The following is a 21,943-nucleotide window of genomic DNA, read 5'->3' as shown; positions in this document are numbered from 1 at the left end:
GGGGGTTCAAAGGAGCGGGTCGGGGATGCCGGCCGGCCGCACCAGCCAGGCGAAGTCGCCGAGTCCGCCGGGTGCGGTGAGTTCGGCCGCTTCCCCGGCGCTCGCGAGGGCGCGCACGTAGGCCGCGGGGTGCGTGGAGGCGAGTGCGAGCGGGGGGCGTGCGCCGGTGATGCCCAGGGCGCGCAGGGCGTCGCGCTGGGGGAGGAGGCGGGGGGCCGCGTGTGCTGAGGCTGTGCGCGCCGCTTCGGGAGGCGTGCACGCCGCCGCGCAGGCGTCCAGCGCCACGTGTGCCGTGATGTCGCAGGAGCCGTCCGGCACCGGAGCCGTCTCGCGGCCCTCCCGGAAACCGGTGAGCGTGCCGAACGGGGGCCGGGTGTCTCGGGTGTGCGCATAGTCCACCGCCACCGCCAGCCCGCGCGCCAGCCGGCCCACCGCCGCCGCCCAGGCCCGGTCCCGGGGCAGCCCGATCTCCGCCCGCAGCCCCTCCTCGGCCGGCAGCGGCCACCAGCGCGCCAGCCAGTCCGCCGCCGCACCGGTCACCCGCTCCCCGAGCCGTTCGCCGCCGTCCTCGTCCACGAGCACCAGCCGGGGCACACCGGCGGAGTCCACCTCGGCCACGTCCAGGGGCACGTTGTCCAGCCACTCGTTGGCGAACAGCAGCCCGGTGACCGTCTCCGGGGGCTCGCTCACCCAGGTGATCCGCGCGTCCAGGCCGGCCGGGCGGTCGGCGATCTCGACGGCGCACACGCGCGCGCGGGCGGCCACGTCGGGCGGCAGGGCGGCGAGCACGCCCGTGACCAGCTCGCCCCGCCCGGCGCCCAGGTCCACGAAGTCCAGCTCGGCGGGGCGTCCCAGCGCCGTGTCCACCCGGCACAGCAGCCCGGCCACGGCCTCGGCGAACAGGGCGGAGGCGTGCACGGACGTACGGAAATGGCCGGCCGGGCCCTCGGGCCGGCGGTAGAAGCCGCCGGGCCCGTACAGCGCCGTCCCGGCCGCCGCGCGCCAGCCCCGCGGCCAGGGCCCCGGGCCGGCCGGCTCCCGCCTGGTCTCGTCCGTCACCGGACCAGACTAGGCGCACAGGTGATCACTCCCTCCACCTTCCGGAGTACGCGCGCGGGGCCCGGATCGGTCCTCCGGTTGACCCCCGCACGCTTCCGGTTTCCCTACGCTGGGTTACGTGCAGCGCCTCTATGACTTCCTTCGCCGCCACCCGACCGGGGTCGACACCTTCTGGGCCGTCATCCTGTTCGGGCTGTCCGGCCTGAACGTGGTCACTCTCCACGGCGTGACCGGTCACATCGGGGCGCTCGTCCGTGGCATGGCCGTGTCCGCCGCCCTGTGCGTCGTCGTCGCGTTGCGCCGCCGCTTCCCCGAGCCGATGCTGCTGCTCGCCCTCGCGACCGGACTGGCCCAGCTGGTGCTGGACGTGGAGACGACCGTCGCCGACTTCGCCCTGCTGGTGATCGCCTATACCGTCGCCGCGGTCGGCGCGCGCTGGGCCTCCCGGCTCGCGCTCGCCGTCAGCCTCTGCGCGGCCCTCCTCGCGCAGCTCCGCTGGCCGGCCGTGCACTCGTCCTTCCTCGGGCAGGCCGCCGTAGCGGTCTTCCAGACGGTGCCGTTCGCGCTCGCCTGGGTCCTCGGCGACTCCGTGCGCACCCGGCGCGCCTACTTCGCCCAGCTGGAGGAGCGCGCCACCCGGCTGGAGAAGGAGCGCGAGGCGCAGTCGAAGGTCGCGGTCGCCGCCGAACGCGCCCGCATCGCGCGCGAGCTGCACGACGTCGTCGCGCACAACGTGTCCGTGATGGTCGTCCAGGCCGACGGCGCCGCCTACGTCCTCGACGCCGCCCCCGACCAGGCCAAGAACGCCCTGGAGACGATCTCCTCCACCGGCCGCCAGGCCCTCGCCGAGATGCGCCGCCTGCTGGGCGTGCTGCGCACCGGTGAGCACCGGGAGAGCGGCGAGTACGTCCCGCAGCCCGATGTCGAGCAGATCGACGACCTCGTGGAGCAGTGCCGCGGCTCCGGCCTCCCCGTGGACTTCAAGGTCGAGGGCACCCCGCGCCCGCTGCCCAGCGGCGTGGAGCTGACCGCCTACCGGATCGTGCAGGAGGCGCTCACCAACACCCGCAAGCACGGCGGCCCCGACGCGGGCGCCAGCGTGCGGCTGGTCTACTTCGACGACGGGCTCGGCCTGCTCGTGGAGGACGACGGCAAGGGCGCCCCGCACGAGCTGTACGAGGAGGGTGGCGCCGACGGCCGGGGACACGGGCTGATCGGGATGCGCGAGCGCGTCGGCATGGTCGGCGGCACGCTGGACGCCGGCCCGCGCCCTGGCGGAGGATTCCGCATCAGCGCCCTCCTGCCGCTCAAACCGGCGCACTGACGATTCCGCACGCCCCGAACGAAAGAGACCCGATGACGATCCGCGTGATGCTCGTCGACGACCAGATGCTGCTGCGCACCGGGTTCCGGATGGTGCTCGCCGCCCAGCCGGACATGGAGGTCGTCGCGGAGGCGGGCGACGGCGTGGAGGCCCTCCAGGTGCTGCGCGGCACCCCGGTCGACGTGGTCCTCATGGACGTCCGCATGCCGAAGCTGGACGGCGTGGAGGCCACCCGGCGGATCTGCTCCGAGCCCGACCCGCCGAAGGTGCTGATCCTCACCACCTTCGACCTGGACGAGTACGCCTTCTCCGGTCTCAAGGCGGGCGCCTCCGGCTTCATGCTCAAGGACGTGCCGCCCGGCGAGCTGCTGACCGCCATCCGCGCGGTGCACAGCGGTGACGCGGTGGTCGCGCCCTCCACCACCCGGCGTCTGCTGGACCGCTTCGCGCCGATGCTGCCCGCCGCCGGCGGGGAACCCCGGCACAAGGGTCTTGAGCGGCTCACCGACCGGGAGCGGGAGGTGATGGTGCTGGTCGCCCAGGGGCTGTCCAACGGCGAGATCGCCGCCCGCCTGGTGCTGAGCGAGGCCACCGTGAAGACCCACGTGGGCCGCATCCTGACCAAGCTGTCGCTGCGCGACCGGGTGCAGGTGGTGGTGCTGGCGTACGAGACCGGCCTGGTGCGCGCGGGCGGCCACGGCTGACTCCGCCGCGCCGTCGGGGCTTCATCGCAGGACGCCCTCGATGAAGTCGCTGCCCAGCCGGGCCACCGCCGCGAGATCGAGCTGGTGCCGCACGTACCGCCCGCGCCGGCAGTCGGTGATCAGGCCCGCCTTCTTCAGCACCGCGAGGTGCCGGGATATCACCGGTGCCGACATGCCGTGCGCGTCGGCCAGTTCGCCCGTGGTGTGCGGCCCCCGCGCCAGGTGCCGGCACAGCCGTATCCGCACCGGGTGGGCGAGCGCCTCCAGGCGGCGCGTGAGCTGCTCGACGGACGGCGCCTGCGGGCGGCTGCCGCCGGCCGGGTAGGTGATCGAGGGCTGCCAGCCGTGGCGGTGCAGCACCATCAGATGCGGGCGGCCGAGGCTGGTGGGCACCAGGACCAGGTTGCCGTCCCTGGTGGCGGTGTGGCCCACCAGCAGCTTGTCGACCGTGACCAGCGCGGCCCGCTCGTCCAGTGAGACTGCCCCGGACAGGGACGCGAGCGCCTCGCCGAGCCCCTTGCGGCGCAGCAGCTCGGTCTTGTGCCGGGCGTCCGCGGCGAGCTGCGGCTGGACGCGGGCCCAGGTGTGGGCGAAGAAGGCTTCGTCGCAGTCGAGCATCAGCTGCCGGAACCAGGCGCGCACGACCGGCGGGTCGTCCAGCAGCCGGCGAGTGAAACGCTCCTGCGCGGTCCCGCGCGCGGCGGCCAGTTCCAGGGAGCGCCGGCGCAGCTCCGGGTCGTCCAGCGGGCCGGCATCGCGCACGTCGTAGCGGAGCTGGCAGGTGAACTCCAGGGCCGCGTTGACGAACTGCTCGTCCGTCAGCTTGTCGAGCTGGTCCAGCTCCTCGGCGAGGGTGGCGCCCGGCAGCTCCCGGCCGCCGGGAATGCCGGCGAAGGGCGCGAAGACGTCCGAGAACGTGGTGCGCCACAGGAAGTCCGCCTCGCACAGCCGGTCGGCCAGACAGGAGTCCAGCCGCGAGGACACGGCGGCCGCCCAGCCCTGGAGCTCGGGGTGGTGGCCGGGCTCGCTCAGCGCGTGCAGCGACATCCCCAGCTCCGCCAGGGGCGAGGGCACGACGAAGACCCGTTCCGGCGGCAGCCCCGTGATGTCGATGGTCACGCTCATGCCCCCATCCTGCACCGGCCCACCGACAGCGCCCGCGCCGATTGACGGCAGCCGTCAATCCACGGGACATCCGCCCTGGTGGGGAGCAGGCTGACGGCTCATGAGCATCACCCAGCAGTACCTCCTCGACAGCTACCGCGCCCACCAGCACGGCGCCCCGCGGCCGCCCGCGCCCGGCCGGCACGACCTCCAGGCGCTGCGCGCCCTGCGCGACCACCGGCGCTTCGCCGCGGTCGTCGCCGGGCACCCGGCGCACGGACGGTTCCGGCACGCCCTGCGGCGCTGGCTGCGCCCGCGCGTGCTGTGATCGGCGCGTTGTGATGGGCGCGCCGTGGTGAGGGCCGTGCACGCCGGGCGTTGGGCATCGCATCCGCGCCCGGCACGCACGCCGTGCGCGGGCATCCGCGCCGCGCACGGCGCGGAGAACAGCGCGCGGAACGCCGTACACAACCCGGCGTGCGCATTACTTCCGCACCACCCGGAGCGAGTCGATACGCCCCGCCCCGGCCGCCCTACGGCAACCGCTCCACGAAGCCGGCCACCGCCGCCCGCACGTCCCCCGCGCTCCACTGCAGCCCCTCCGAGCGCACCGAGACCTCGGTGTACGCCAGCCCGGGGCCGCCGCGCGCCCAGTAGCCGCCGAAGAGGTACGTCCCCGTCTCCTCGGCCTGCCGCAGCGCCGTGTCCATGAGGACGTCCGCGTCGTACGGCAGCCAGACCTGGAACTCGTGGGTGTGCGGCTCCTCGGGGTGCACCCGCGCCCACGGCACCCGCGCCTCGGCGAAACCCTCCCGCAGGGCCGTGGCGACCACGCGCGCGTGCCGTACGTACTCCGGCAGCCGGGGCAGTTCACGCGCCAGGCCGACGAGGGCCGACAGCGCGGTGGGGAACTGCTGGAAGACCATGCCCCCGTACCGGTGCCGCCAGGTCCTCGCCTCCTCGACCAGGGTCCCGGGACCCGCCAGGGCGGCGCCGCCGAAGCCGTCGAGCGACTTGTAGAACGACACGTAGACGCTGTCCGCGAGCCCGGCGATCTCGGCCAGGGAGCGGCCGAAGTGCGGGGTGGTCTCCCACAGGCGCGCGCCGTCGAAGTGCACCACCGCGTCTCGCTCGCGCGCCGCCTCCACGGCCCCGGTCAGCTCCTCCCAGGCCGGCAGCACATAGCCGGCGTCCCGCAGCGGAAGCTCCAGCATCAGCGTCCCGAAGGGCTCCGCGAGGTCACGGATCTCCGCTGCCGTGGGCAGCCGGGGCTCGCTCGTCACCCGGACCGGGCGCAACCCGCTGACCTGGCTGAAGGCGTGCCGTTCGTGCGTCTCGGGATGGGCGAGGGCGTGCAGGGCGACCGCCCGGTTGCCGGTGCGGTCCGCCCAGCAGCGCAGGGCCACCTGCTGGGCCATCGTGCCGGTCGGGAAGAACGCGGCGGCCTCGGTGCCGAGCAGGGCCGCGACCCGCTGCTCCAGGTCGGCCACGATCCGGTTGCCGTAGACGTCCACGGGCTGGTCGAGGTCGTACACCCCGGGGGCCGCCTCCAGCAGGTCCGCCAGCCGCCGGCCGACCGTCCGGTGGACGCCCGTCCGCGCCAGCACGCGCTCCGCCCCCGCCACGGCGGCCAGGCGCCGCTCCCGCCTGCGTTCCTCCTCGGACTGCCGAGTCGCCCCGGCCTCGTCCTGCCCCGCTGTCCCGGTCATATACGGATCGGTCATGTACGGATCATGCCGGACGGAGCGCGGGCCCGGCAGCCCGATTTCCCCCCGGAACCCACAGCCTGTGGACAACCGGCCGCCGCTCCACCCGATAGCGTTAACATGACGAGAAATCGTCCGGTACCGAGAGCGGACTGGAACGGGAAGGCCGCCGTCGCGTGAGTACAGTCCACCAGCCAGATCCCCAGGACCGCCCCGCGCGGCTCACCGTCGGCGTCGTCGGCGCCGGTCGCGTGGGCCCCGCGCTGGCCGCGTCCCTCCAGCTCGCCGGGCACCGACCGGTGGCCGTCTCCGGGGTCTCCGACGCCTCCCGCAGGCGTGCCGAGACCATGCTGCCGGACGTCCCGCTGGTGCCGCCCGCCGAGGTGCTCCGGCGTGCGGACCTGGTGCTGCTCACCGTCCCCGACGACGCCCTGCCCGACCTGGTCGCCGGACTGGCCGAGACCGGGGCCGTGCGGCCCGGACAGCTGCTCGTGCACACCTCCGGCCGGTACGGCACGCGCGTGCTCGACCCCGCCCGGCGCGCGGGCGCGCTGCCGCTGGCCCTGCACCCGGCCATGACCTTCACCGGCACCCCCGTGGACGTGCAGCGCCTGGCCGGCTGCGCCTTCGGCGTCACCGCGCCCGAGGAACTGCGCCTGGCCGCCCAGGCCCTGGTCATCGAGATGGGCGGCGAGCCGGAGTGGATCAGCGAGGAGAACCGCCCGCTCTACCACGCGGCCCTCGCGCTCGGCGCCAACCACCTGGTCACCCTGGTCGCCCAGTCCATGGAGCTGCTGCGCGCGGCCGGCGTGGAGGCACCCGACCGGATGCTCGGCCCGCTCCTCGGCGCCGCCCTGGACAACGCCCTGCGCTCCGGTGACGCCGCGCTGACCGGCCCCGTCGCGCGCGGGGACGCCGGCACGGTCGCCGCGCACATCGGCGAACTGCGGCGGCACGCCCCGGGGGCCGTGGCCGGCTATCTGGCGATGGCCCGCGCCACCGCCGACCGGGCGCTCGCGCACGGACTGCTCAAGCCGGAACTCGCCGAGGACCTGCTCGGCGTACTCGCCGACGGCGACGGCGACGGAGCGAAGCGCGACAGCACCGGCACCGACGGCCCGGACGGCACCGAGGGGAACGACCGATGAGCACCGCCCTGCTGAGCACCGCCGAAGAGCTGCACGTGCGCGAGCGCCACGGCCGCCGGGCCGTCGTGATGACCATGGGCGCGCTCCACGAGGGCCACGCGACGCTGATCCGCACCGCGCGCGGGCTCGCGGGACCGGACGGCGAGGTCGTCGTCACGGTCTTCGTCAACCCGCTGCAGTTCGGCGCGGGCGAGGACCTCGACCGCTACCCGCGCACCCTCGACGCCGACCTCGAACTCGCCGGACAGGCGGGCGCCGACGCGGTGTTCGCGCCCTCCGTGGACGTGGTGTACCCGGGCGGCGAGCCGCAGGTGCGGGTCAGCGCGGGCCCCATGGGCGAGCGGCTGGAGGGCGCCACGCGGCCCGGCCACTTCGACGGCATGCTCACCGTCGTCGCCAAGCTGCTGCACCTCACCCGCCCCGACGTCGCCCTGTACGGCCAGAAGGACGCCCAGCAACTGGCGCTGATCCGCCGCATGGTGCGCGACCTGAACTTCGGCATCGAGATCGCCGGCGTGCCGACCGTGCGCGAGGCGGACGGGCTCGCCCTGTCCAGCCGCAACCGCTACCTCTCGTCCGACGAGCGCCGCACCGCGCTCGCGCTGTCCCGCGCGCTGTTCGCCGGCCGCGACCGGCACGCGGCGCAGGAGGCGCTGCGCGCGCGGGCGCGGGAGACGCCCTTCACGCACGCGCGCGCGCAGGCGCTGAGCGCCATCGGCGAGTCCCGCGCGGCGGCCGACGCGCACGCGGTGGCGACGGTGGTGCCGGGCGGCCCGGCCGCCGTACGCGCCGCCGCCCGGCAGGCCCTCGACGAGGCCGCCCGCCTCGACCCGCCGCTGAAGCTGGACTACCTCGCCCTGGTGGACCCCTCCGACTTCACCGAGATCGGCGACGGCTTCACCGGCGAGGCCGTCCTCGCCGTCGCCGCGCGCGTGGGCACCACCCGGCTGATCGACAACCTCCCCCTCACCTTCGGATCCCTCGGAGCCGCCTCGTGACCAGCACAGGCATACGACTGCACGCGCCCGCCCCTGGCTGGGCCATCTCCGCGGACGTGGTCGTCGTCGGCTCCGGGGTGGCCGGCCTGACCGCCGCCCTGCGCTGCGAGGCCGCCGGACTCGCCACCGTGGTGGTCACCAAGGCCCGCCTGGACGACGGCTCCACGCGCTGGGCGCAGGGCGGCATCGCCGCCGCCCTCGGCGAGGGCGACACCCCCGAACAGCACCTCGCGGACACCCTGGTGGCGGGCGCGGGCCTGTGCGACGAGGAGGCCGTACGGATCCTCGTCACCGAGGGCCCCGACGCGGTGCGGCGGCTCATCGAGACCGGCGCGCACTTCGACGAGTCCGCCGAGGGCGACCTCCAGCTCACCCGCGAGGGCGGACACCACCGGCGCCGGATCGCGCACGCCGGCGGCGACGCCACCGGCGCGGAGATCTCCCGGGCCCTCGTGGAGGCGGTCCGCGCGCGCGGCCTGCGCACGATCGAGAACGCGCTCGTGCTGGACCTGCTCACCGACGCCGAGGGCCGCACCGCCGGCGTCACCCTGCACGTGATGGGCGAGGGCCAGCACGACGGCGTGGGCGCCGTGCACGCGCCCGCCGTGGTCCTCGCCACCGGCGGCATGGGCCAGGTGTTCTCCGCGACCACCAACCCGTCCGTGTCGACCGGCGACGGCGTCGCGCTGGCGCTGCGCGCGGGCGCGGAGGTCAGCGACCTGGAGTTCGTGCAGTTCCACCCGACCGTGCTGTTCCTGGGCGCCGACGCGGAGGGCCAGCAGCCGCTGGTCTCGGAGGCGGTGCGCGGCGAGGGCGCCCACCTGGTCGACGGCGCCGGGACGCGCTTCATGGTCGGACAGCACGAACTGGCCGAGCTGGCACCGCGCGACATCGTCGCCAAGGGCATCATGCGGCGGATGCAGGAGCAGGACGCCGAGCACATGTTCCTCGACGCCCGGCACTTCGGCGCCGACATGTGGGCGCACCGCTTCCCGACCATCCTGGCCGCCTGCCGGGCCCACGGCATCGACCCGGTCACCGAGCCCATCCCGATCGCCCCGGCCGCGCACTACGCCTCCGGAGGCGTGCGCACGGACGCGCGCGGGCGGACGACGGTGCCGGGGCTGTACGCGTGCGGGGAGGTCGCGTGCACCGGCGTGCACGGCGCCAACCGGCTCGCCTCCAACTCCCTGCTGGAAGGCCTCGTCTACGCCGAGCGCATCGCCGCCGACATCGCGGCGGCCCGCGCCGCCGACGGCCTGCACGCGCGCGTGCCCGCGCCGGTCCCGGACCCCGAGCGGCCCGCGCACCCGCTGCTCGCCCCCGAGTCCCGGTTCGCCATCCAGCGGATCATGACCGAGGGGGCGGGCGTCCTGCGCTCCGAGGCGTCCCTCGCCGGAGCCGCCGGGCAGCTCCAGCGGCTGCACGCCGAGGCGCGCGACGCGCTCGACGAGAACGGCAAGACCGCCGAGCCCGGCGTGGACACCTGGGAGGCCACCAACCTGCTGTGCGTGGCCCGCGTCCTGGTGGCCGCCGCCCGGCAGCGCGAGGAGACCCGCGGCTGCCACTGGCGCGAGGACTTCGCCGACCGCGACGACACCGGCTGGCGGCGCCATATCGTCGTACGGCTCAAGGCGGACCGTTCGCTGGCCGCACGCACCACCGACACCGCAGACTTCCCCCCGACCCGGTAACCAGCGCCCAGGAGCAGTGACAGACGTGAGCACCGACGACCTTCCCCTCGCCCCGACCGGCGGCTGCGGCGACGGCTGCGCCTGCGGCGCCGAGGGCGACGAGGAGTACCTGGAGTGCGGGCTCGACCCCGCGCTCGCCGAGCTGCTGGCCGCCGCCGGGCTCGATCCGATCGAGGTCGAGGACGTCGCCAACGTCGCCATCCAGGAGGACCTGGACGGCGGAGTGGACGTGACGACCGTCGCGACCATCCCCGAAGACTTCGTCGCCACCGGCGACTTCGCCGCGCGCGAGCCGGGCGTGGTGGCCGGCCTGCGGGTCGCCGAGGCCGTGCTCTCGGTGGTCTGCACGGACGAGTTCGAGGTGGAGCGGCACGTCGAGGACGGCGACCGGGTCGCGGCCGGGCAGACGCTGCTGTCGGTCACCACGCGCACCCGCGACCTGCTCACCGCCGAGCGCAGCGCGCTGAACATCCTGTGCCGGCTGTCCGGCATCGCGACCGCCACGCGCGCGTGGGCGGACGCGCTGGAGGGCACCGGGGCGAAGGTCCGCGACACCCGCAAGACGACCCCGGGCCTGCGCTCGCTGGAGAAGTACGCGGTCCGCGCGGGCGGCGGCGTCAACCACCGCATGTCGCTGTCCGACGCGGCCCTGGTCAAGGACAACCACGTGGTCGCCGCCGGCGGCGTCGCCGCGGCCTTCAAGGCGGTACGGGAGTCCTTCCCGGAGGTGCCGATCGAGGTCGAGGTCGACACCCTGCACCAGCTGCGCGAGGTCGTGGACGCGGGCGCCGACCTGATCCTGCTCGACAACTTCACGCCGGGTGAGTGCGCGGAGGCCGTCGGCATCGTCGCCGGGCGGGCCCTGCTGGAGGCCTCCGGCCGGCTCACACTCGACAACGCGCGCGCGTACGCAAAGACCGGCGTGGACTTCCTGGCCGTCGGCGCGCTCACCCACTCCTCGCCGATCCTGGACATCGGCCTGGACCTGCGCGAAGCGGAGTAACGGCCATGCTGCTCACGATCGACGTCGGCAACACGCACACGGTCCTCGGCCTGTTCGACGGCGAGGACATCGTCGAGCACTGGCGCATCTCCACCGACGCGCGCCGCACGGCGGACGAACTGGCCGTCCTGCTCCAGGGCCTGATGGGCATGCACCCGCTGCTCGGCGAGGAGCTGGGCGACGGCATCGACGGCATCGCGATCTGCGCGACCGTCCCCTCGGTGCTGCACGAACTGCGCGAGGTCACCCGCAGGTACTACGGCGACGTACCGGCCGTCCTCGTGGAGCCGGGCGTGAAGACGGGCGTGCCGATCCTCACCGACAACCCCAAGGAGGTCGGCGCCGACCGGATCATCAACGCGGTCGCGGCCGTCGAGCTGTACGGCGGCCCGGCGATCGTCGTCGACTTCGGCACGGCGACCACCTTCGACGCGGTCTCCGCGCGCGGGGAGTACGTCGGCGGGGTGATCGCGCCCGGCATCGAGATCTCCGTGGAGGCACTCGGCGTCAAGGGCGCGCAGCTGCGCAAGATCGAGGTGGCCAGGCCGCGCAGCGTGATCGGCAAGAACACGGTCGAGGCCATGCAGGCCGGCATCGTGTACGGCTTCGCGGGGCAGGTCGACGGGGTGGTCGGCCGGATGGCCCGGGAGCTGGCCGACGACCCGGACGACGTGACGGTGATCGCCACGGGCGGGCTCGCGCCGATGGTGCTGGGGGAATCCTCGGTGATCGACGAGCACCAGCCCTGGCTGACGCTGATCGGACTGCGGCTGGTGTACGAGCGGAACGTGTCGCGGCTGTGAGGTGACCGGCGGGTCGGGGTGGGCGCCGGTCGGGGGAAACCCGGGAGCGACACGCGGTACCCCTTGATCCCGATCCGCCGCTTTTGTCTGATTAGCGATAGCGTCGCCGCATGCCCACGCCATACGGATCCCGCGGCGGCATGGCGTTCGGTGCGGAGGAGCTGCGTGTGCTCCGCCGTGCCCTCGCCCTCGCCCTTCACCCCGGCCAAGCGTCCGCCGAGGACGTCCAGGACTGCTTCCGCCTCGCCGAGTCCCTCGACGAGGCGATGAGCGAGAGCGCGAGGCTGCGCGCCTTCCTGGTGGCCGACCTGGGTCGCTATCGCGCCGCGCTGCCGGGTACGGCCGCCGGGTACCTCGCCCTCCTGGAGGAGGCGCTGGGCGCGGGACACCGGCCTACGGCGGACGACCTCGCGGCACTGCGGGCCCTGCGCGGCAACCGGGTGGCCGCCGCGCTGCTCGACCGGTGCCAGGAGCTTGCCGAGCAGGACGTACGGGCCCGGTTCGCCCAGGGCGCCCGCAAGGTGCCGGCGCCGGCCGTACCGCCCTCCCGCACCCGGCTGCTGGCGCTCCGGGGCGGGGCCGGGGCGCGCCAGGCCGAGGAACCGCCCAAGCCGGGCCAGAAGCCGCCCGCCCCGAAGCCGGCGACCCCGCCGAAGCCGGCCACGGAACCCGAGGCACCGAAGCGGCCCATCCCGACACCGGGCGAGGTCTTCCCCCGCCGCAAGCCCACGCCCCCCTCGGAACCGACCGCCACCCGCGAACTGGCCGCCGGCTGACCCCGCGGGCATCCCCGGCGCGGTCGTCCCGCACCCACACCACCCCCGCACCTCCCCGCCCCCGCCCCTTTCGCCCGTCCCCCCGTGGCTACTCTGGTGTCATGGAATACGTCTCCGCGCTCGTGCCCCCGGTCGTCATGGCCGCGTTGTTCATCGGTGTGGTCAGGGTGATCGTGAAGACCCAGGGCGGTGCCGCCAAGGCCAAGGAGGACGCGGCGGTCGACGCCGCGCTCGCCCGCGCCGAGGGCGCGCGTCAGCCCTCCGCCGGCGGCGGCAAGGCCTGAGGCAGGCCGGTACCGCACGGGGGCGCGAGGTCGGTGCACGCGCACCACCCGCGCCCTTTTTGTTGGTATTCGTCGGGTTGGCGCACGTCCGGCAGGTCATTGCCGGGATCTCCCACTATTGTTCTGAGCTGTGCCTCGCCCATTGGGAGAACTCGAAGACGCGGTCATGACGCGGGTGTGGAAGTGGAACCGCCCGGTGACCGTTCGAGAAGTCCTGGAAGACCTCCAGCAGGAACGCTCCATCGCGTACACCACCGTGATGACCGTTTTGGACAATCTCCATCAGAAGGGCTGGGTGCGCCGCGAGGCCGAAGGCCGGGCCTATCGATATGAGGCCGTCTCCACGCGTGCCGCGTACGCCGCCGCCCTGATGAACGACGCCTGGTCGCAGAGCGACAACCCGGCCGCCGCTCTCGTCGCCTTCTTCGGGATGATGAGCGAGGAACAGCGAGAGGCCCTCAGGGACGCCGTACGCATCGTCCAGGGACCGGAAACCCGGGAACCCCCACAAGCCCCCGCGGTGCGGGAAGAGCCGCCGGAAGAGGCACGGGAAGAGGAGAACCCCGGCTCGGCAGAGGACGGCACCGGGCGATAGCGTCCGCTCATGTCAGCGATGCGTCCCGAAGTCCCCGCAAAAGCCGTCACCGTCCGCCGGGCCCGGACCAGCGATGTCCCCGCCGTTCGCGACCTGCTCGACGCCTACGCCCGTGACCGCATCCTGCTCGACAAAGCCACCGTCACGCTTTACGAGGACATCCAGGAGTTCTGGGTCGCGGAACGCGACGACAACGCCGAGGTGGTCGGCTGCGGCGCGCTGCACGTCATGTGGGAGGACCTCGCGGAAGTCCGCACGCTGGCGGTGAAGCCCGGCCTCAAGGGCGCCGGCGTCGGCCATCGCGTACTGGAGAAGTTGCTGCAGACCGCGCGCCGGCTCGGTGTTCGCCGGGTTTTCTGCCTGACCTTCGAAGTCGACTTCTTCGGCAAGCACGGCTTCGTGGAGATCGGGGAGACACCGGTCGACACCGATGTGTACGCGGAGCTGTTGCGTTCCTATGACGAGGGCGTCGCGGAGTTCCTCGGTCTCGAACGAGTGAAACCGAACACCTTGGGCAACAGCCGGATGCTTCTGCATCTGTGATCGTCATTGCCCAGGTGCCCTATGTCCGAAACGCGCATGTTTCCGGACGGGGGCGGTCCACCGGGTTCCTCCCAGGGGTTTGTGTTTTTCCGGCAAAAGCGGTTTGCTTTCCGACGTACTGCAGTACTGCATATAACAGGGGCGGCGAAACGGCGGACGCCGCACACCCCCCAACCTCAACGTTATCGATGAAAGGAATTGCGGTGGCACAGAAGGTTCAGGTCCTTCTTGTCGACGACCTCGACGGCGGCGAGGCTGACGAGACCGTGACGTTCGCGCTGGACGGCAAGACGTTCGAGATCGATCTCACGACCGCCAATGCGGACAAGCTGCGCGGCCTTCTCGACCCCTATGTGAAGGGTGGTCGTCGCACCGGGGGCCGTGCCTCCGGCGGTCGCACAAAGGCGCGCGCCGCTTCCGGCGGCAACCAGGACACCGCGGCGATCCGCGCCTGGGCGAAGGAAAACGGTTACGAGGTCAACGACCGCGGCCGTGTTCCCGCGTCCATCCGCGAGGCCTACGAGAAGGCCAACGGCTGATTCCGGGCCGGTTTCGCGAAGGCCGCCTACGAGAACGACGAGGGCCGGTGACGCCGGCCCCCCGACGCTCCGGCGCCGACGCGCCGCAGCCGGACGCGGTGACAGTGCGCTGCCACCGTGTCCAGCAGTCGTACGAGATCGGGGGCGCTCCGCTCGCGCCCCATGGCCGGCAGTGCCGGCAGCGAGGCTCCGGCCTCGCTTCCCGGGCCGGGGGGCCGCAGCCACACGGCGGCCCCCGGTACGGACCCGGGACCCAGGAGGGCCGGTGCCGGCGCGGTCACGCTGCCGCCCGCCCCGAGCGCCCGCAGATCCAGCGCGACGGCGCCCCATTCCAGCCACTCCAGCAGCCCCGGCACCTCCTCCGCGCTGCCCGCGGCCACCAGCAGCCGCATCCGGTCGCCCCGCAGGGCCACCGGGGAGTGAGGCGCGAGATGCCGCAGCGCGCCCGCCCCCGCCTCGGCCGGTACGTCCAGGACGTCGAACCGCACGCCGGTGCGCAGCCGCAGCGGCCGTCCGGGCACGGTCGGCCACCCCAGATCGTTCTCGTACCAGTGGCGGGCCCGGCTCTCCGGATCCGCGGGGGATGAGAAGGATGATTCCGGTCGCGCTTCGCGGGGCCGCCGGGGAGGGGGGACAGGTGAGGTCGGTGTCCTCGCTCCGGAGGGCGGCAGAGGGGCCGGGGCAGCCATGCCAAGCGCAACCGCCGAAGCGGCCCACGGGTTACGCTGGGCGCCGTGTCGAACACTCAGAGTGCGGCACCGGGGAGCGTGCGGGGCGCGGGGGAGGCGCGAGGTTGTTCGCCCATAGCGGAGGGAACAGGGGTGCGCCGCATGGAGTGTCCGTCCCGGCGGGTAAGACATGCCTAGTGGGAGGGGGCGACGCGCGGTACGGGCGGTCTCACGTTCGCCATCGGCGTAGTGGCGACTGGGGTAACTGCCTGGCCTGCGGGAACATCGTCTCGCACCATCGGGTTGGAGCAGATGTCGGCGTTCGGGGTCAGGAGGCCATCGACGGTGTCGGCAGTTGGAATGAGCGGTCCCCGCTTGCGGGACTAAGCTGCGGAAGGACAGGGAGGGGAAGTTCCCCCCACTGCCTGACCGCTCTGAGGAGCGATTAACGATGTTCGAGAGGTTCACCGACCGCGCGCGGCGGGTTGTCGTCCTGGCTCAGGAAGAAGCCCGGATGCTCAACCACAACTACATCGGCACCGAGCACATCCTCCTGGGTCTCATCCACGAGGGCGAAGGTGTCGCCGCTAAGGCCCTGGAGAGCCTCGGCATTTCGCTTGAGGCGGTCCGCCAGCAGGTGGAGGAGATCATCGGCCAGGGCCAGCAGGCCCCGTCCGGCCACATCCCCTTCACCCCCCGTGCCAAGAAGGTCCTGGAGCTGTCGCTCCGCGAGGCCCTTCAGCTGGGCCACAACTACATCGGCACGGAGCACATCCTGCTCGGCCTGATCCGTGAGGGCGAGGGCGTCGCCGCCCAGGTCCTGGTCAAGCTGGGCGCCGACCTCAACCGGGTGCGGCAGCAGGTCATCCAGCTGCTCTCCGGTTACCAGGGCAAGGAGACCGCCACCGCCGGCGGGCCGGCCGAGGGCACCCCCTCGACCTCCCTCGTCCTCGACCAGTTCGGCCGGAACCTCACCCAGGCCGCTCGTGAGTCCAAGCTCGACCCGGTCATCGGGCGCGAGAAGGAGATCGAGCGGGTCATGCAGGTGCTGTCCCGCCGTACCAAGAACAACCCGGTGCTGATCGGTGAGCCCGGCGTCGGCAAGACCGCCGTCGTCGAGGGCCTCGCCCAGGCCATCGTCAAGGGCGAGGTGCCCGAGACGCTGAAGGACAAGCACCTCTACACGCTGGACCTCGGCGCCCTGGTCGCCGGCTCCCGCTACCGCGGTGACTTCGAGGAGCGCCTGAAGAAGGTCCTCAAGGAGATCCGCACCCGCGGCGACATCATCCTGTTCATCGACGAGCTGCACACGCTGGTCGGTGCGGGTGCCGCCGAGGGCGCCATCGACGCGGCCTCCATCCTGAAGCCGATGCTGGCCCGCGGTGAGCTGCAGACCATCGGCGCGACCACGCTGGACGAGTACCGCAAGCACCTGGAGAAGGACGCGGCCCTGGAGCGCCGCTTCCAGCCCATCCAGGTCGCCGAGCCGTCCCTGCCGCACACGATCGAGATCCTCAAGGGCCTGCGCGACCGCTACGAGGCGCACCACCGCGTCTCCATCACGGACGAGGCCCTGGTCCAGGCCGCCACCCTGGCCGACCGGTACATCTCGGACCGCTTCCTGCCGGACAAGGCGATCGACCTGATCGACGAGGCCGGTTCCCGGATGCGCATCCGCCGGATGACCGCGCCGCCGGACCTGCGCGAGTTCGACGAGAAGATCGCCGGCGTCCGCCGCGACAAGGAGTCCGCGATCGACTCGCAGGACTTCGAGAAGGCCGCCTCGCTCCGCGACAAGGAGAAGCAGCTCCTGGCCGCCAAGGCCAAGCGGGAGAAGGAGTGGAAGGCCGGCGACATGGACGTCGTCGCCGAGGTCGACGGCGAGCTGATCGCCGAGGTCCTCGCCACGGCCACCGGCATCCCGGTCTTCAAGCTGACCGAGGAGGAGTCCAGCCGTCTGCTCCGCATGGAGGACGAGCTGCACAAGCGGGTCATCGGCCAGGTCGACGCCGTCAAGGCGCTGTCGAAGGCGATCCGCCGTACCCGCGCCGGGCTCAAGGACCCGAAGCGTCCGGGTGGCTCGTTCATCTTCGCCGGCCCGTCCGGTGTCGGTAAGACCGAGCTGTCCAAGGCGCTCGCCGAGTTCCTCTTCGGTGACGAGGACGCGCTGATCTCCCTCGACATGTCCGAGTTCAGCGAGAAGCACACGGTCTCGCGCCTCTTCGGCTCGCCCCCCGGCTACGTGGGGTACGAGGAGGGCGGCCAGCTGACCGAGAAGGTGCGCCGCAAGCCGTTCTCCGTCGTCCTGTTCGACGAGGTGGAGAAGGCCCACCCGGACATCTTCAACTCGCTGCTGCAGATCCTGGAGGACGGTCGCCTGACCGACTCCCAGGGCCGGGTCGTGGACTTCAAGAACACGGTCATCATCATGACGACCAACCTCGGCACCCGGGACATCTCCAAGGGCTTCAACCTCGGCTTCGCCGCCGCGGGTGACACGAAGACCAACTACGAGCGCATGAAGAACAAGGTCTCGGACGAGCTCAAGCAGCACTTCCGCCCCGAGTTCCTCAACCGCGTCGACGACGTGGTGGTCTTCCCGCAGCTCACGCAGGCGGACATCCTCCGGATCGTCGACCTGATGGTCGGCAAGGTGGACGAGCGCCTGAAGGACCGGGACATGGGCATCGAGCTCTCCCAGTCCGCCAAGGAGCTGCTGGCCAAGAAGGGCTACGACCCGGTGCTGGGCGCGCGTCCGCTGCGCCGCACGATCCAGCGCGAGGTCGAGGACACGCTCTCGGAGAAGATCCTCTTCGGCGAGCTGCGTCCCGGTCACATCGTGGTCGTGGACACCGAGGGCGAGGGCGAGTCGCAGACCTTCACCTTCCGGGGTGAGGAGAAGTCGGCGCTGCCCGACGTCCCGCCGATCGAGCAGGCGGCCGGCGGTGCCGGACCGAACCTGAGCAAGGACGCCTAGGCGTCACGGCCGTAGCGGCCATGAGAGAGGGGCCGGTGCCTTCGGGCACCGGCCCCTCTCTCATGCCCCTGGGCGCGCCCTACGAGAGCTGTCCGTCGTAGTCCGGCAGCTTGTACGTCTTCTCGGCGTGGCCGCCCGAGAGGTCGGTGGCGCTGTTGCCGATGTTTGCGATGATCTCGTAGCCCTTGTTCTCGATGTCGGCGCGCTGCGCGGTCTTGTAGGCGGCGACATCCTTGAAGAGGTCGAGCAGGCCGCGGACGTACAGCCCGGAGACGTCGTAGCCGTCGTGTTCGAGGTTGTACTCGGTGGGCCAGGAGAGGATGCCCGGGCGGGCGGTCACGAAGAACAGCCGGACGCCGTGCTCCTGGGCGTAGCGGGCGACGTCCAGCACCGGCTGGTTGGCCGGCTGCGGGAAGCTGAAGCCGAAGTCGGTCTCCAGCGTGGTGTTGTCGATGTCGAAGACGATCGCCTGCTTCTCGCCGGGCCGGGCGGCGGCGATGCGGTCCTTCAGGTACGGCAGGGCCTGGTCCATCACGGCCTGGCAGTCCCGCTGCCAGGTGGCGCGGTCCACCTTCGCGGCGGCGGCCGCCGAGCTGCTCGTGGCGCTCGTGGCGGTGCTCGTCGTCGCGGCCTCGGCCGGTACGGCCAGGGCGGCCAGGGCGGCGACGGAGACCGTGGTGACGCAGACGCGGCGCGCCCAGGGGCGTGGGGTCATGGGGGTGGGGTCCTCTCACGTGCCTGAATGTCAGGTGCATGTTCTGCTGCGAGGGTGGCGCGAAAGGAACCGTAGGGTTACCGGGCGGTAGGCGCCTAGAGGTGCGGGTCACATTTCTGTGATCGTCGGACAGGGCCCCGGTGACATGGCTTACAGGCGAAATGTCCGGTACTACCCGGAATAGTGAAAAGGGTCTGCCGAATAAATGGGACTTTCACCCCGGAATCCGACGTGAAAGAACGACGTCGTCAGGGGTGGTGCCGGGTGAGCGGGGGACCTGTCAAGAGGTCGTTGGTTTTGCGGTCACCTACTACGGATCGCCGTAGATGGGGCGTTTTGGGATGGGCCGGGTGCTCGGTTACCAAGGATGAGCCGCTGCGGCGAACGATTGTGCGCCGGGTGGTCGAAACGTCCCCGAACTGACGAGGTATCGATGTTCCAGCGCGTCACGTCCCGTTCTTCCCGTACGTCCTCGCTCCGCAACCGCGTGGCCGTCCTGGCTGCCGGCATCGGCGCCACGGCCGTGCTGGGGACCGGGGTCGCGAGCGCCGCGGCGCCCTCCGCCAACGCCTGGGTCGACCCGGTGAAGAAGTACACCCTCTCGGCCAGCTTCATGCAGTCCGGCAGCCACTGGGTCGCCAAGCACAGCGGCCAGGACTTCGCCGTCCCGACCGGCACCGAGGTCCTCGCCGCCCACGGCGGCACCGTCGTCAAGGCCGGCCCCAACGGTGCCGGTGACGGCCCCGCGTACGGCAACGCCATCGTCATCAAGCACGGCGACGGCACCTACTCGCAGTACGCGCACCTGTCCCGGATCGACGTCAAGGTCGGCCAGATCGTGAAGACCGGCCAGCACATCGCCCTGTCCGGCTCCACCGGCAACTCGACCGGCCCGCACCTGCACTTCGAGATCCGCAAGACCGCGAACTACGGCTCGGCGATCAACCCGGTCACCTTCCTGCGCGCCCAGGGCGTGAAGGTCTGAGCTAACTCTTCCCGTGGGTGCTCTCGTGCGCCTGCGTGACGAGATCCATGGCGACCTCGAGAACGGCTGCCCGCCGCTTCTCGGGGTCGTCTTCCAGGTCCGCCATGACGAACATCCCGGCGTGCAGCGTGAACACCGCGCTGAAGCAGCGCACCTGCTCCACCAGGGGCGCCTCGGTGTCGATGAGGATGTCCCGCAGGCCGCGCACCCGGTCCTTGAAGGTGTCGCCGATCCGCAGTTCGCGGACCGTCGCCTGGTTCTCCTGCATGAAGCGGAAGAGCGGCTGCGCGTCCTTGAGCGCCTCGCTGTAGCGGCGCAGGATCTCCCGCTTGGTCTCCAGGGTGCCGGGCTGGCCGCGGCCCCACTCGATCAGGTTCTCCAGCGGTTTCGTCAGGTCCTCGAAGAGGCTGACGGTGATCTCTTCCTTCGTCTTGAAGTGGTAGTACAGGGCCGCCTTGGTGACGTCGAGGCGCTCGGCGATCTCCCGCAGAGACGTCTTCTCGTATCCCTGCTCCGCGAAGAGTTCGAGGGCCACGTCCTGGATGCGCTGGCGGGTGTTGCCGCGGCGCTGCTGCTTGGTGCCGTCCATGGTGCCGCCCATCCTCGTACTCCTCGTGCTCCCACGGAAACTTACTTGACGCCCGGCTAGTGACCCGGCTACCTTCCCCAGTGTAGTGAACTAGCCGGGCGGCAAGTAAGTAGGCCGCAGGGGGAGTGGAAGAACGATGGCGGACACAATCGAGAGCCAAGCACCGGGCAAACAGCCCAAGAGCGTGCGTGTGGTGCTGCTCGCGCTCATGATCGCGATGATGCTCGCGATGCTGGACAACATGATCGTCGGTACCGCGATGCCCACCATCGTGGGCGAGCTGGGCGGCCTGGAGCACCTGTCCTGGGTGGTCACCGGCTACACCCTGGCCACCGCGGCCTCCACCCCGGTCTGGGGCAAGATCGGTGACATGTTCGGGCGCAAGGGCGCCTTCCTCAGCTCGATCGTGATCTTCCTGATCGGTTCGGCGCTGAGCGGCATGGCCCAGGACATGGGCCAGCTGATCGGGTTCCGGGCCGTGCAGGGCCTCGGCGCCGGTGGTCTGATGGTCGGCGTCATGGCGATCATCGGTGACCTGGTGCCGCCGCGGGAGCGGGGCAAGTACCAGGGCATGATGGCCGGCGTCATGGCGCTGGCGATGATCGGCGGTCCGCTGGTCGGCGGCACGATCACCGACAACTGGGGCTGGCGCTGGGCCTTCTACATCAACCTGCCGCTCGGCGCGGTCGCGCTCGCGCTGGTCACCGCGGTGCTGCACCTGCCGAAGAAGCGGTCCAAGGCGGGCATCGACTACCTCGGTGTGCTGCTGCTGACGGTCGGCATCACCTCCATCGTGCTGGTCACCACATGGGGCGGCACGGAGTACGCCTGGACGTCCGCGCGGATCATGGAGCTGACCGGCATCGGCGTGGCCGCGCTGGTCGGGTTCGTGTTCTGGCAGACCAGGGCCGCCGAGCCGGTGCTGCCGCTGCACATCTTCAAGAGCCGCAACTTCACCCTGATGTCGGTGATCGGCTTCATCACCGGCTTCGTGATGTTCGGTGCGACGCTGTTCCTGCCGCTGTACCAGCAGGCGGTGCAGGGTGCCTCCGCGACCAACTCGGGTCTGCTGCTCCTGCCGATGCTCGGCGCGATGCTCGTCACCTCGATGGTCGCCGGGCGGGTCACCACGAACAGCGGGCGCTACAAGGTCTTCCCGGTCGCCGGCGGTGTGCTGATGATCGTCGGCCTGTACCTGCTGTCCCTGATGGACACGGAGACGACCCGGTTGACCTCCGGCCTCTACATGGCGGTGCTCGGCGCGGGCATGGGCTGCCTGATGCAGATCACCATGCTGGTCGCGCAGAACAGCGTCGAGATGAAGGACATGGGTGTCGCGTCCTCCTCCGCGACCCTGTTCCGGACGCTCGGCTCGTCCTTCGGCGTCGCCATCATGGGCGCGCTGTTCAACCACCGAGTCCAGGACGTCATGGCCGAGCGGGCCGGGTCGCTGGGCGCGAGCATCACGGAGAAGTCGGCACAGCTGGACGCGAAGAGCCTGCAGAAGCTGCCGGCGGTGGCGCGTGAGGCGTACCAGCACGCGGTGACCTCCGGTGTGCACGCGGCGTTCCTGCTCGGCGCGGCCATCGCGGTCGTGGTCCTGGTCGCCTCCGTGTTCGTCAAGGAGGTCCCCCTGCGCAGCGGCCCCGCCCAGCCGTCCAAGGCGGAGGGCGACGACAACCCGGCCCCGGCCGCACTGATCGACGCGCTCTGACCCCTGGTCCCCGAA

General features: G+C 72.0%; 22 protein-coding genes. 16 read left to right on the top strand and 6 right to left on the bottom strand.

Features of this window, described 5'->3' with window-relative positions:
• Nucleotides 1-6: 6 nt before the first annotated feature.
• Nucleotides 7-1,059, bottom strand: coding sequence for an SAM-dependent methyltransferase (locus NX794_RS06990; protein ID WP_258777341.1), 1,053 nt, complete (start codon nucleotides 1,057-1,059; stop codon nucleotides 7-9).
• Nucleotides 1,060-1,177: 118 nt separating this feature from the next.
• Here NX794_RS06990 and NX794_RS06985 point away from each other — a divergent pair, with 118 nt between their 5' ends.
• Together NX794_RS06985 and NX794_RS06980 are read left to right on the top strand one after the other, a co-directional pair.
• Nucleotides 1,178-2,383, top strand: coding sequence for a sensor histidine kinase (locus NX794_RS06985; protein ID WP_258777340.1), 1,206 nt, complete (start codon nucleotides 1,178-1,180; stop codon nucleotides 2,381-2,383).
• Nucleotides 2,384-2,415: 32 nt separating this feature from the next.
• The gene (locus NX794_RS06980; RefSeq protein ID WP_258777339.1) at nucleotides 2,416-3,087 is read left to right on the top strand and encodes a response regulator transcription factor; all 672 of its coding nucleotides are present in this window, start codon (nucleotides 2,416-2,418) and stop codon (nucleotides 3,085-3,087) included.
• Between the two features lie 21 nt (nucleotides 3,088-3,108).
• Here NX794_RS06980 and NX794_RS06975 read toward each other — a convergent pair whose 3' ends face one another.
• Nucleotides 3,109-4,212, bottom strand: a complete 1,104-nt coding sequence (locus tag NX794_RS06975) for a DUF5937 family protein (protein WP_258777338.1) — start codon at nucleotides 4,210-4,212, stop codon at nucleotides 3,109-3,111.
• 100 nt (nucleotides 4,213-4,312) lie between these two features.
• Here NX794_RS06975 and NX794_RS06970 point away from each other — a divergent pair, with 100 nt between their 5' ends.
• Nucleotides 4,313-4,519, top strand: a complete 207-nt coding sequence (locus tag NX794_RS06970) for a hypothetical protein (RefSeq protein ID WP_258777337.1) — start codon at nucleotides 4,313-4,315, stop codon at nucleotides 4,517-4,519.
• Between the two features lie 205 nt (nucleotides 4,520-4,724).
• Here the strand turns inward: NX794_RS06970 and NX794_RS06965 are convergent, their stop codons facing one another.
• Nucleotides 4,725-5,900 carry a threonine aldolase family protein gene (locus tag NX794_RS06965; protein ID WP_428985868.1) on the bottom strand — a complete coding sequence of 392 codons (1,176 nt, stop codon included), beginning with the start codon at nucleotides 5,898-5,900 and terminating at the stop codon, nucleotides 4,725-4,727.
• A 173-nt stretch (nucleotides 5,901-6,073) separates the two neighbouring features.
• Between NX794_RS06965 and NX794_RS06960 the strand changes: the two genes are divergently transcribed.
• From NX794_RS06960 to NX794_RS06915, 10 genes are all read left to right on the top strand, one after another.
• Entirely contained in the window at nucleotides 6,074-7,045 is a 972-nt protein-coding gene (locus NX794_RS06960; RefSeq protein ID WP_258777335.1) for a Rossmann-like and DUF2520 domain-containing protein, read from the top strand.
• A complete protein-coding gene (panC, locus tag NX794_RS06955; RefSeq protein ID WP_258777334.1) occupies nucleotides 7,042-8,043 on the top strand; it encodes a pantoate--beta-alanine ligase in 1,002 nt (333 codons plus the stop codon). The genes NX794_RS06960 and panC overlap by 4 nt, the downstream gene beginning before the upstream one ends.
• On the top strand, nucleotides 8,040-9,737 hold the full coding sequence (locus NX794_RS06950; protein WP_258777333.1) for an L-aspartate oxidase: 1,698 nt from the start codon (nucleotides 8,040-8,042) through the stop codon (nucleotides 9,735-9,737). The genes panC and NX794_RS06950 overlap by 4 nt, the downstream gene beginning before the upstream one ends.
• A gap of 25 nt (nucleotides 9,738-9,762) precedes the next feature.
• Nucleotides 9,763-10,740 carry a carboxylating nicotinate-nucleotide diphosphorylase gene (nadC, locus tag NX794_RS06945; protein WP_258777332.1) on the top strand — a complete coding sequence of 326 codons (978 nt, stop codon included), beginning with the start codon at nucleotides 9,763-9,765 and terminating at the stop codon, nucleotides 10,738-10,740.
• A gap of 5 nt (nucleotides 10,741-10,745) precedes the next feature.
• Nucleotides 10,746-11,543: a type III pantothenate kinase gene (locus NX794_RS06940; RefSeq protein WP_258777331.1), complete on the top strand. Its 798-nt coding sequence runs from the start codon at nucleotides 10,746-10,748 to the stop codon at nucleotides 11,541-11,543.
• A 140-nt stretch (nucleotides 11,544-11,683) separates the two neighbouring features.
• Nucleotides 11,684-12,319 (top strand): hypothetical protein, encoded by a 636-nt coding sequence (locus NX794_RS06935; protein ID WP_258777631.1) that lies wholly within the window; start codon nucleotides 11,684-11,686, stop codon nucleotides 12,317-12,319.
• Nucleotides 12,320-12,420: 101 nt separating this feature from the next.
• Nucleotides 12,421-12,603 carry a hypothetical protein gene (locus NX794_RS06930; RefSeq protein ID WP_258777330.1) on the top strand — a complete coding sequence of 61 codons (183 nt, stop codon included), beginning with the start codon at nucleotides 12,421-12,423 and terminating at the stop codon, nucleotides 12,601-12,603.
• Between the two features lie 130 nt (nucleotides 12,604-12,733).
• Nucleotides 12,734-13,198, top strand: a complete 465-nt coding sequence (locus tag NX794_RS06925; protein WP_258777329.1) for a BlaI/MecI/CopY family transcriptional regulator — start codon at nucleotides 12,734-12,736, stop codon at nucleotides 13,196-13,198.
• 9 nt (nucleotides 13,199-13,207) lie between these two features.
• The gene (locus tag NX794_RS06920) at nucleotides 13,208-13,741 is read left to right on the top strand and encodes an amino-acid N-acetyltransferase (RefSeq protein WP_258777328.1); all 534 of its coding nucleotides are present in this window, start codon (nucleotides 13,208-13,210) and stop codon (nucleotides 13,739-13,741) included.
• Nucleotides 13,742-13,944: 203 nt separating this feature from the next.
• Nucleotides 13,945-14,280, top strand: coding sequence for a histone-like nucleoid-structuring protein Lsr2 (locus tag NX794_RS06915; protein ID WP_258777327.1), 336 nt, complete (start codon nucleotides 13,945-13,947; stop codon nucleotides 14,278-14,280).
• Nucleotides 14,281-14,306: 26 nt separating this feature from the next.
• On the opposite strand, the gene NX794_RS06910 is transcribed toward NX794_RS06915, so the two are convergent.
• Nucleotides 14,307-14,969, bottom strand: a complete 663-nt coding sequence (locus NX794_RS06910) for an SCO3374 family protein (protein WP_258777326.1) — start codon at nucleotides 14,967-14,969, stop codon at nucleotides 14,307-14,309.
• Nucleotides 14,970-15,399: 430 nt separating this feature from the next.
• Here NX794_RS06910 and NX794_RS06905 point away from each other — a divergent pair, with 430 nt between their 5' ends.
• A complete protein-coding gene (locus NX794_RS06905) occupies nucleotides 15,400-17,925 on the top strand; it encodes an ATP-dependent Clp protease ATP-binding subunit (RefSeq protein ID WP_258777325.1) in 2,526 nt (841 codons plus the stop codon).
• 79 nt (nucleotides 17,926-18,004) lie between these two features.
• On the opposite strand, the gene NX794_RS06900 is transcribed toward NX794_RS06905, so the two are convergent.
• Nucleotides 18,005-18,640 carry an HAD family acid phosphatase gene (locus NX794_RS06900; protein WP_258777324.1) on the bottom strand — a complete coding sequence of 212 codons (636 nt, stop codon included), beginning with the start codon at nucleotides 18,638-18,640 and terminating at the stop codon, nucleotides 18,005-18,007.
• A gap of 433 nt (nucleotides 18,641-19,073) precedes the next feature.
• Here NX794_RS06900 and NX794_RS06895 point away from each other — a divergent pair, with 433 nt between their 5' ends.
• Complete coding sequence (locus NX794_RS06895) at nucleotides 19,074-19,625, top strand: M23 family metallopeptidase (RefSeq protein WP_258777322.1); 552 nt, start codon at nucleotides 19,074-19,076, stop codon at nucleotides 19,623-19,625.
• A gap of 1 nt (nucleotide 19,626) precedes the next feature.
• Here the strand turns inward: NX794_RS06895 and NX794_RS06890 are convergent, their stop codons facing one another.
• On the bottom strand, nucleotides 19,627-20,226 hold the full coding sequence (locus NX794_RS06890; RefSeq protein WP_258777321.1) for a TetR/AcrR family transcriptional regulator: 600 nt from the start codon (nucleotides 20,224-20,226) through the stop codon (nucleotides 19,627-19,629).
• 124 nt (nucleotides 20,227-20,350) lie between these two features.
• Between NX794_RS06890 and NX794_RS06885 the strand changes: the two genes are divergently transcribed.
• The gene (locus NX794_RS06885; RefSeq protein ID WP_258777320.1) at nucleotides 20,351-21,928 is read left to right on the top strand and encodes an MDR family MFS transporter; all 1,578 of its coding nucleotides are present in this window, start codon (nucleotides 20,351-20,353) and stop codon (nucleotides 21,926-21,928) included.
• Nucleotides 21,929-21,943: the final 15 nt, after the last annotated feature.

It is taken from the genome of Streptomyces pyxinicus, assembly GCF_024753135.1.
GTDB classification, from domain to species: domain Bacteria; phylum Actinomycetota; class Actinomycetes; order Streptomycetales; family Streptomycetaceae; genus Streptomyces; species Streptomyces pyxinicus.
Note: the sequence above shows the minus strand (reverse complement) of the source record. Positions and strands in the feature narration are given on the sequence as shown.

What these genes read in the sequence shown, in the direction of transcription:
- NX794_RS06980 (WP_258777339.1), top strand. Translation starts at nt 2,416, where the DNA reads ATGACGATCCGCGTGATGCTCGTCGACGACCAGATGCTGCTGCGCACC.
- NX794_RS06975 (WP_258777338.1), bottom strand. Translation starts at nt 4,212, where the DNA reads ATGAGCGTGACCATCGACATCACGGGGCTGCCGCCGGAACGGGTCTTC.
- NX794_RS06970 (WP_258777337.1), top strand. Translation starts at nt 4,313, where the DNA reads ATGAGCATCACCCAGCAGTACCTCCTCGACAGCTACCGCGCCCACCAG.
- NX794_RS06965 (WP_428985868.1), bottom strand. Translation starts at nt 5,900, where the DNA reads ATGACCGGGACAGCGGGGCAGGACGAGGCCGGGGCGACTCGGCAGTCC.
- panC (WP_258777334.1), top strand. Translation starts at nt 7,042, where the DNA reads ATGAGCACCGCCCTGCTGAGCACCGCCGAAGAGCTGCACGTGCGCGAG.
- NX794_RS06940 (WP_258777331.1), top strand. Translation starts at nt 10,746, where the DNA reads ATGCTGCTCACGATCGACGTCGGCAACACGCACACGGTCCTCGGCCTG.
- NX794_RS06935 (WP_258777631.1), top strand. Translation starts at nt 11,684, where the DNA reads ATGGCGTTCGGTGCGGAGGAGCTGCGTGTGCTCCGCCGTGCCCTCGCC.
- NX794_RS06930 (WP_258777330.1), top strand. Translation starts at nt 12,421, where the DNA reads ATGGAATACGTCTCCGCGCTCGTGCCCCCGGTCGTCATGGCCGCGTTG.
- NX794_RS06920 (WP_258777328.1), top strand. Translation starts at nt 13,208, where the DNA reads ATGTCAGCGATGCGTCCCGAAGTCCCCGCAAAAGCCGTCACCGTCCGC.
- NX794_RS06910 (WP_258777326.1), bottom strand. Translation starts at nt 14,969, where the DNA reads ATGGCTGCCCCGGCCCCTCTGCCGCCCTCCGGAGCGAGGACACCGACC.
- NX794_RS06905 (WP_258777325.1), top strand. Translation starts at nt 15,400, where the DNA reads ATGTTCGAGAGGTTCACCGACCGCGCGCGGCGGGTTGTCGTCCTGGCT.
- NX794_RS06900 (WP_258777324.1), bottom strand. Translation starts at nt 18,640, where the DNA reads ATGACCCCACGCCCCTGGGCGCGCCGCGTCTGCGTCACCACGGTCTCC.
- NX794_RS06895 (WP_258777322.1), top strand. Translation starts at nt 19,074, where the DNA reads ATGTTCCAGCGCGTCACGTCCCGTTCTTCCCGTACGTCCTCGCTCCGC.
- NX794_RS06890 (WP_258777321.1), bottom strand. Translation starts at nt 20,226, where the DNA reads ATGGGCGGCACCATGGACGGCACCAAGCAGCAGCGCCGCGGCAACACC.
- NX794_RS06885 (WP_258777320.1), top strand. Translation starts at nt 20,351, where the DNA reads ATGGCGGACACAATCGAGAGCCAAGCACCGGGCAAACAGCCCAAGAGC.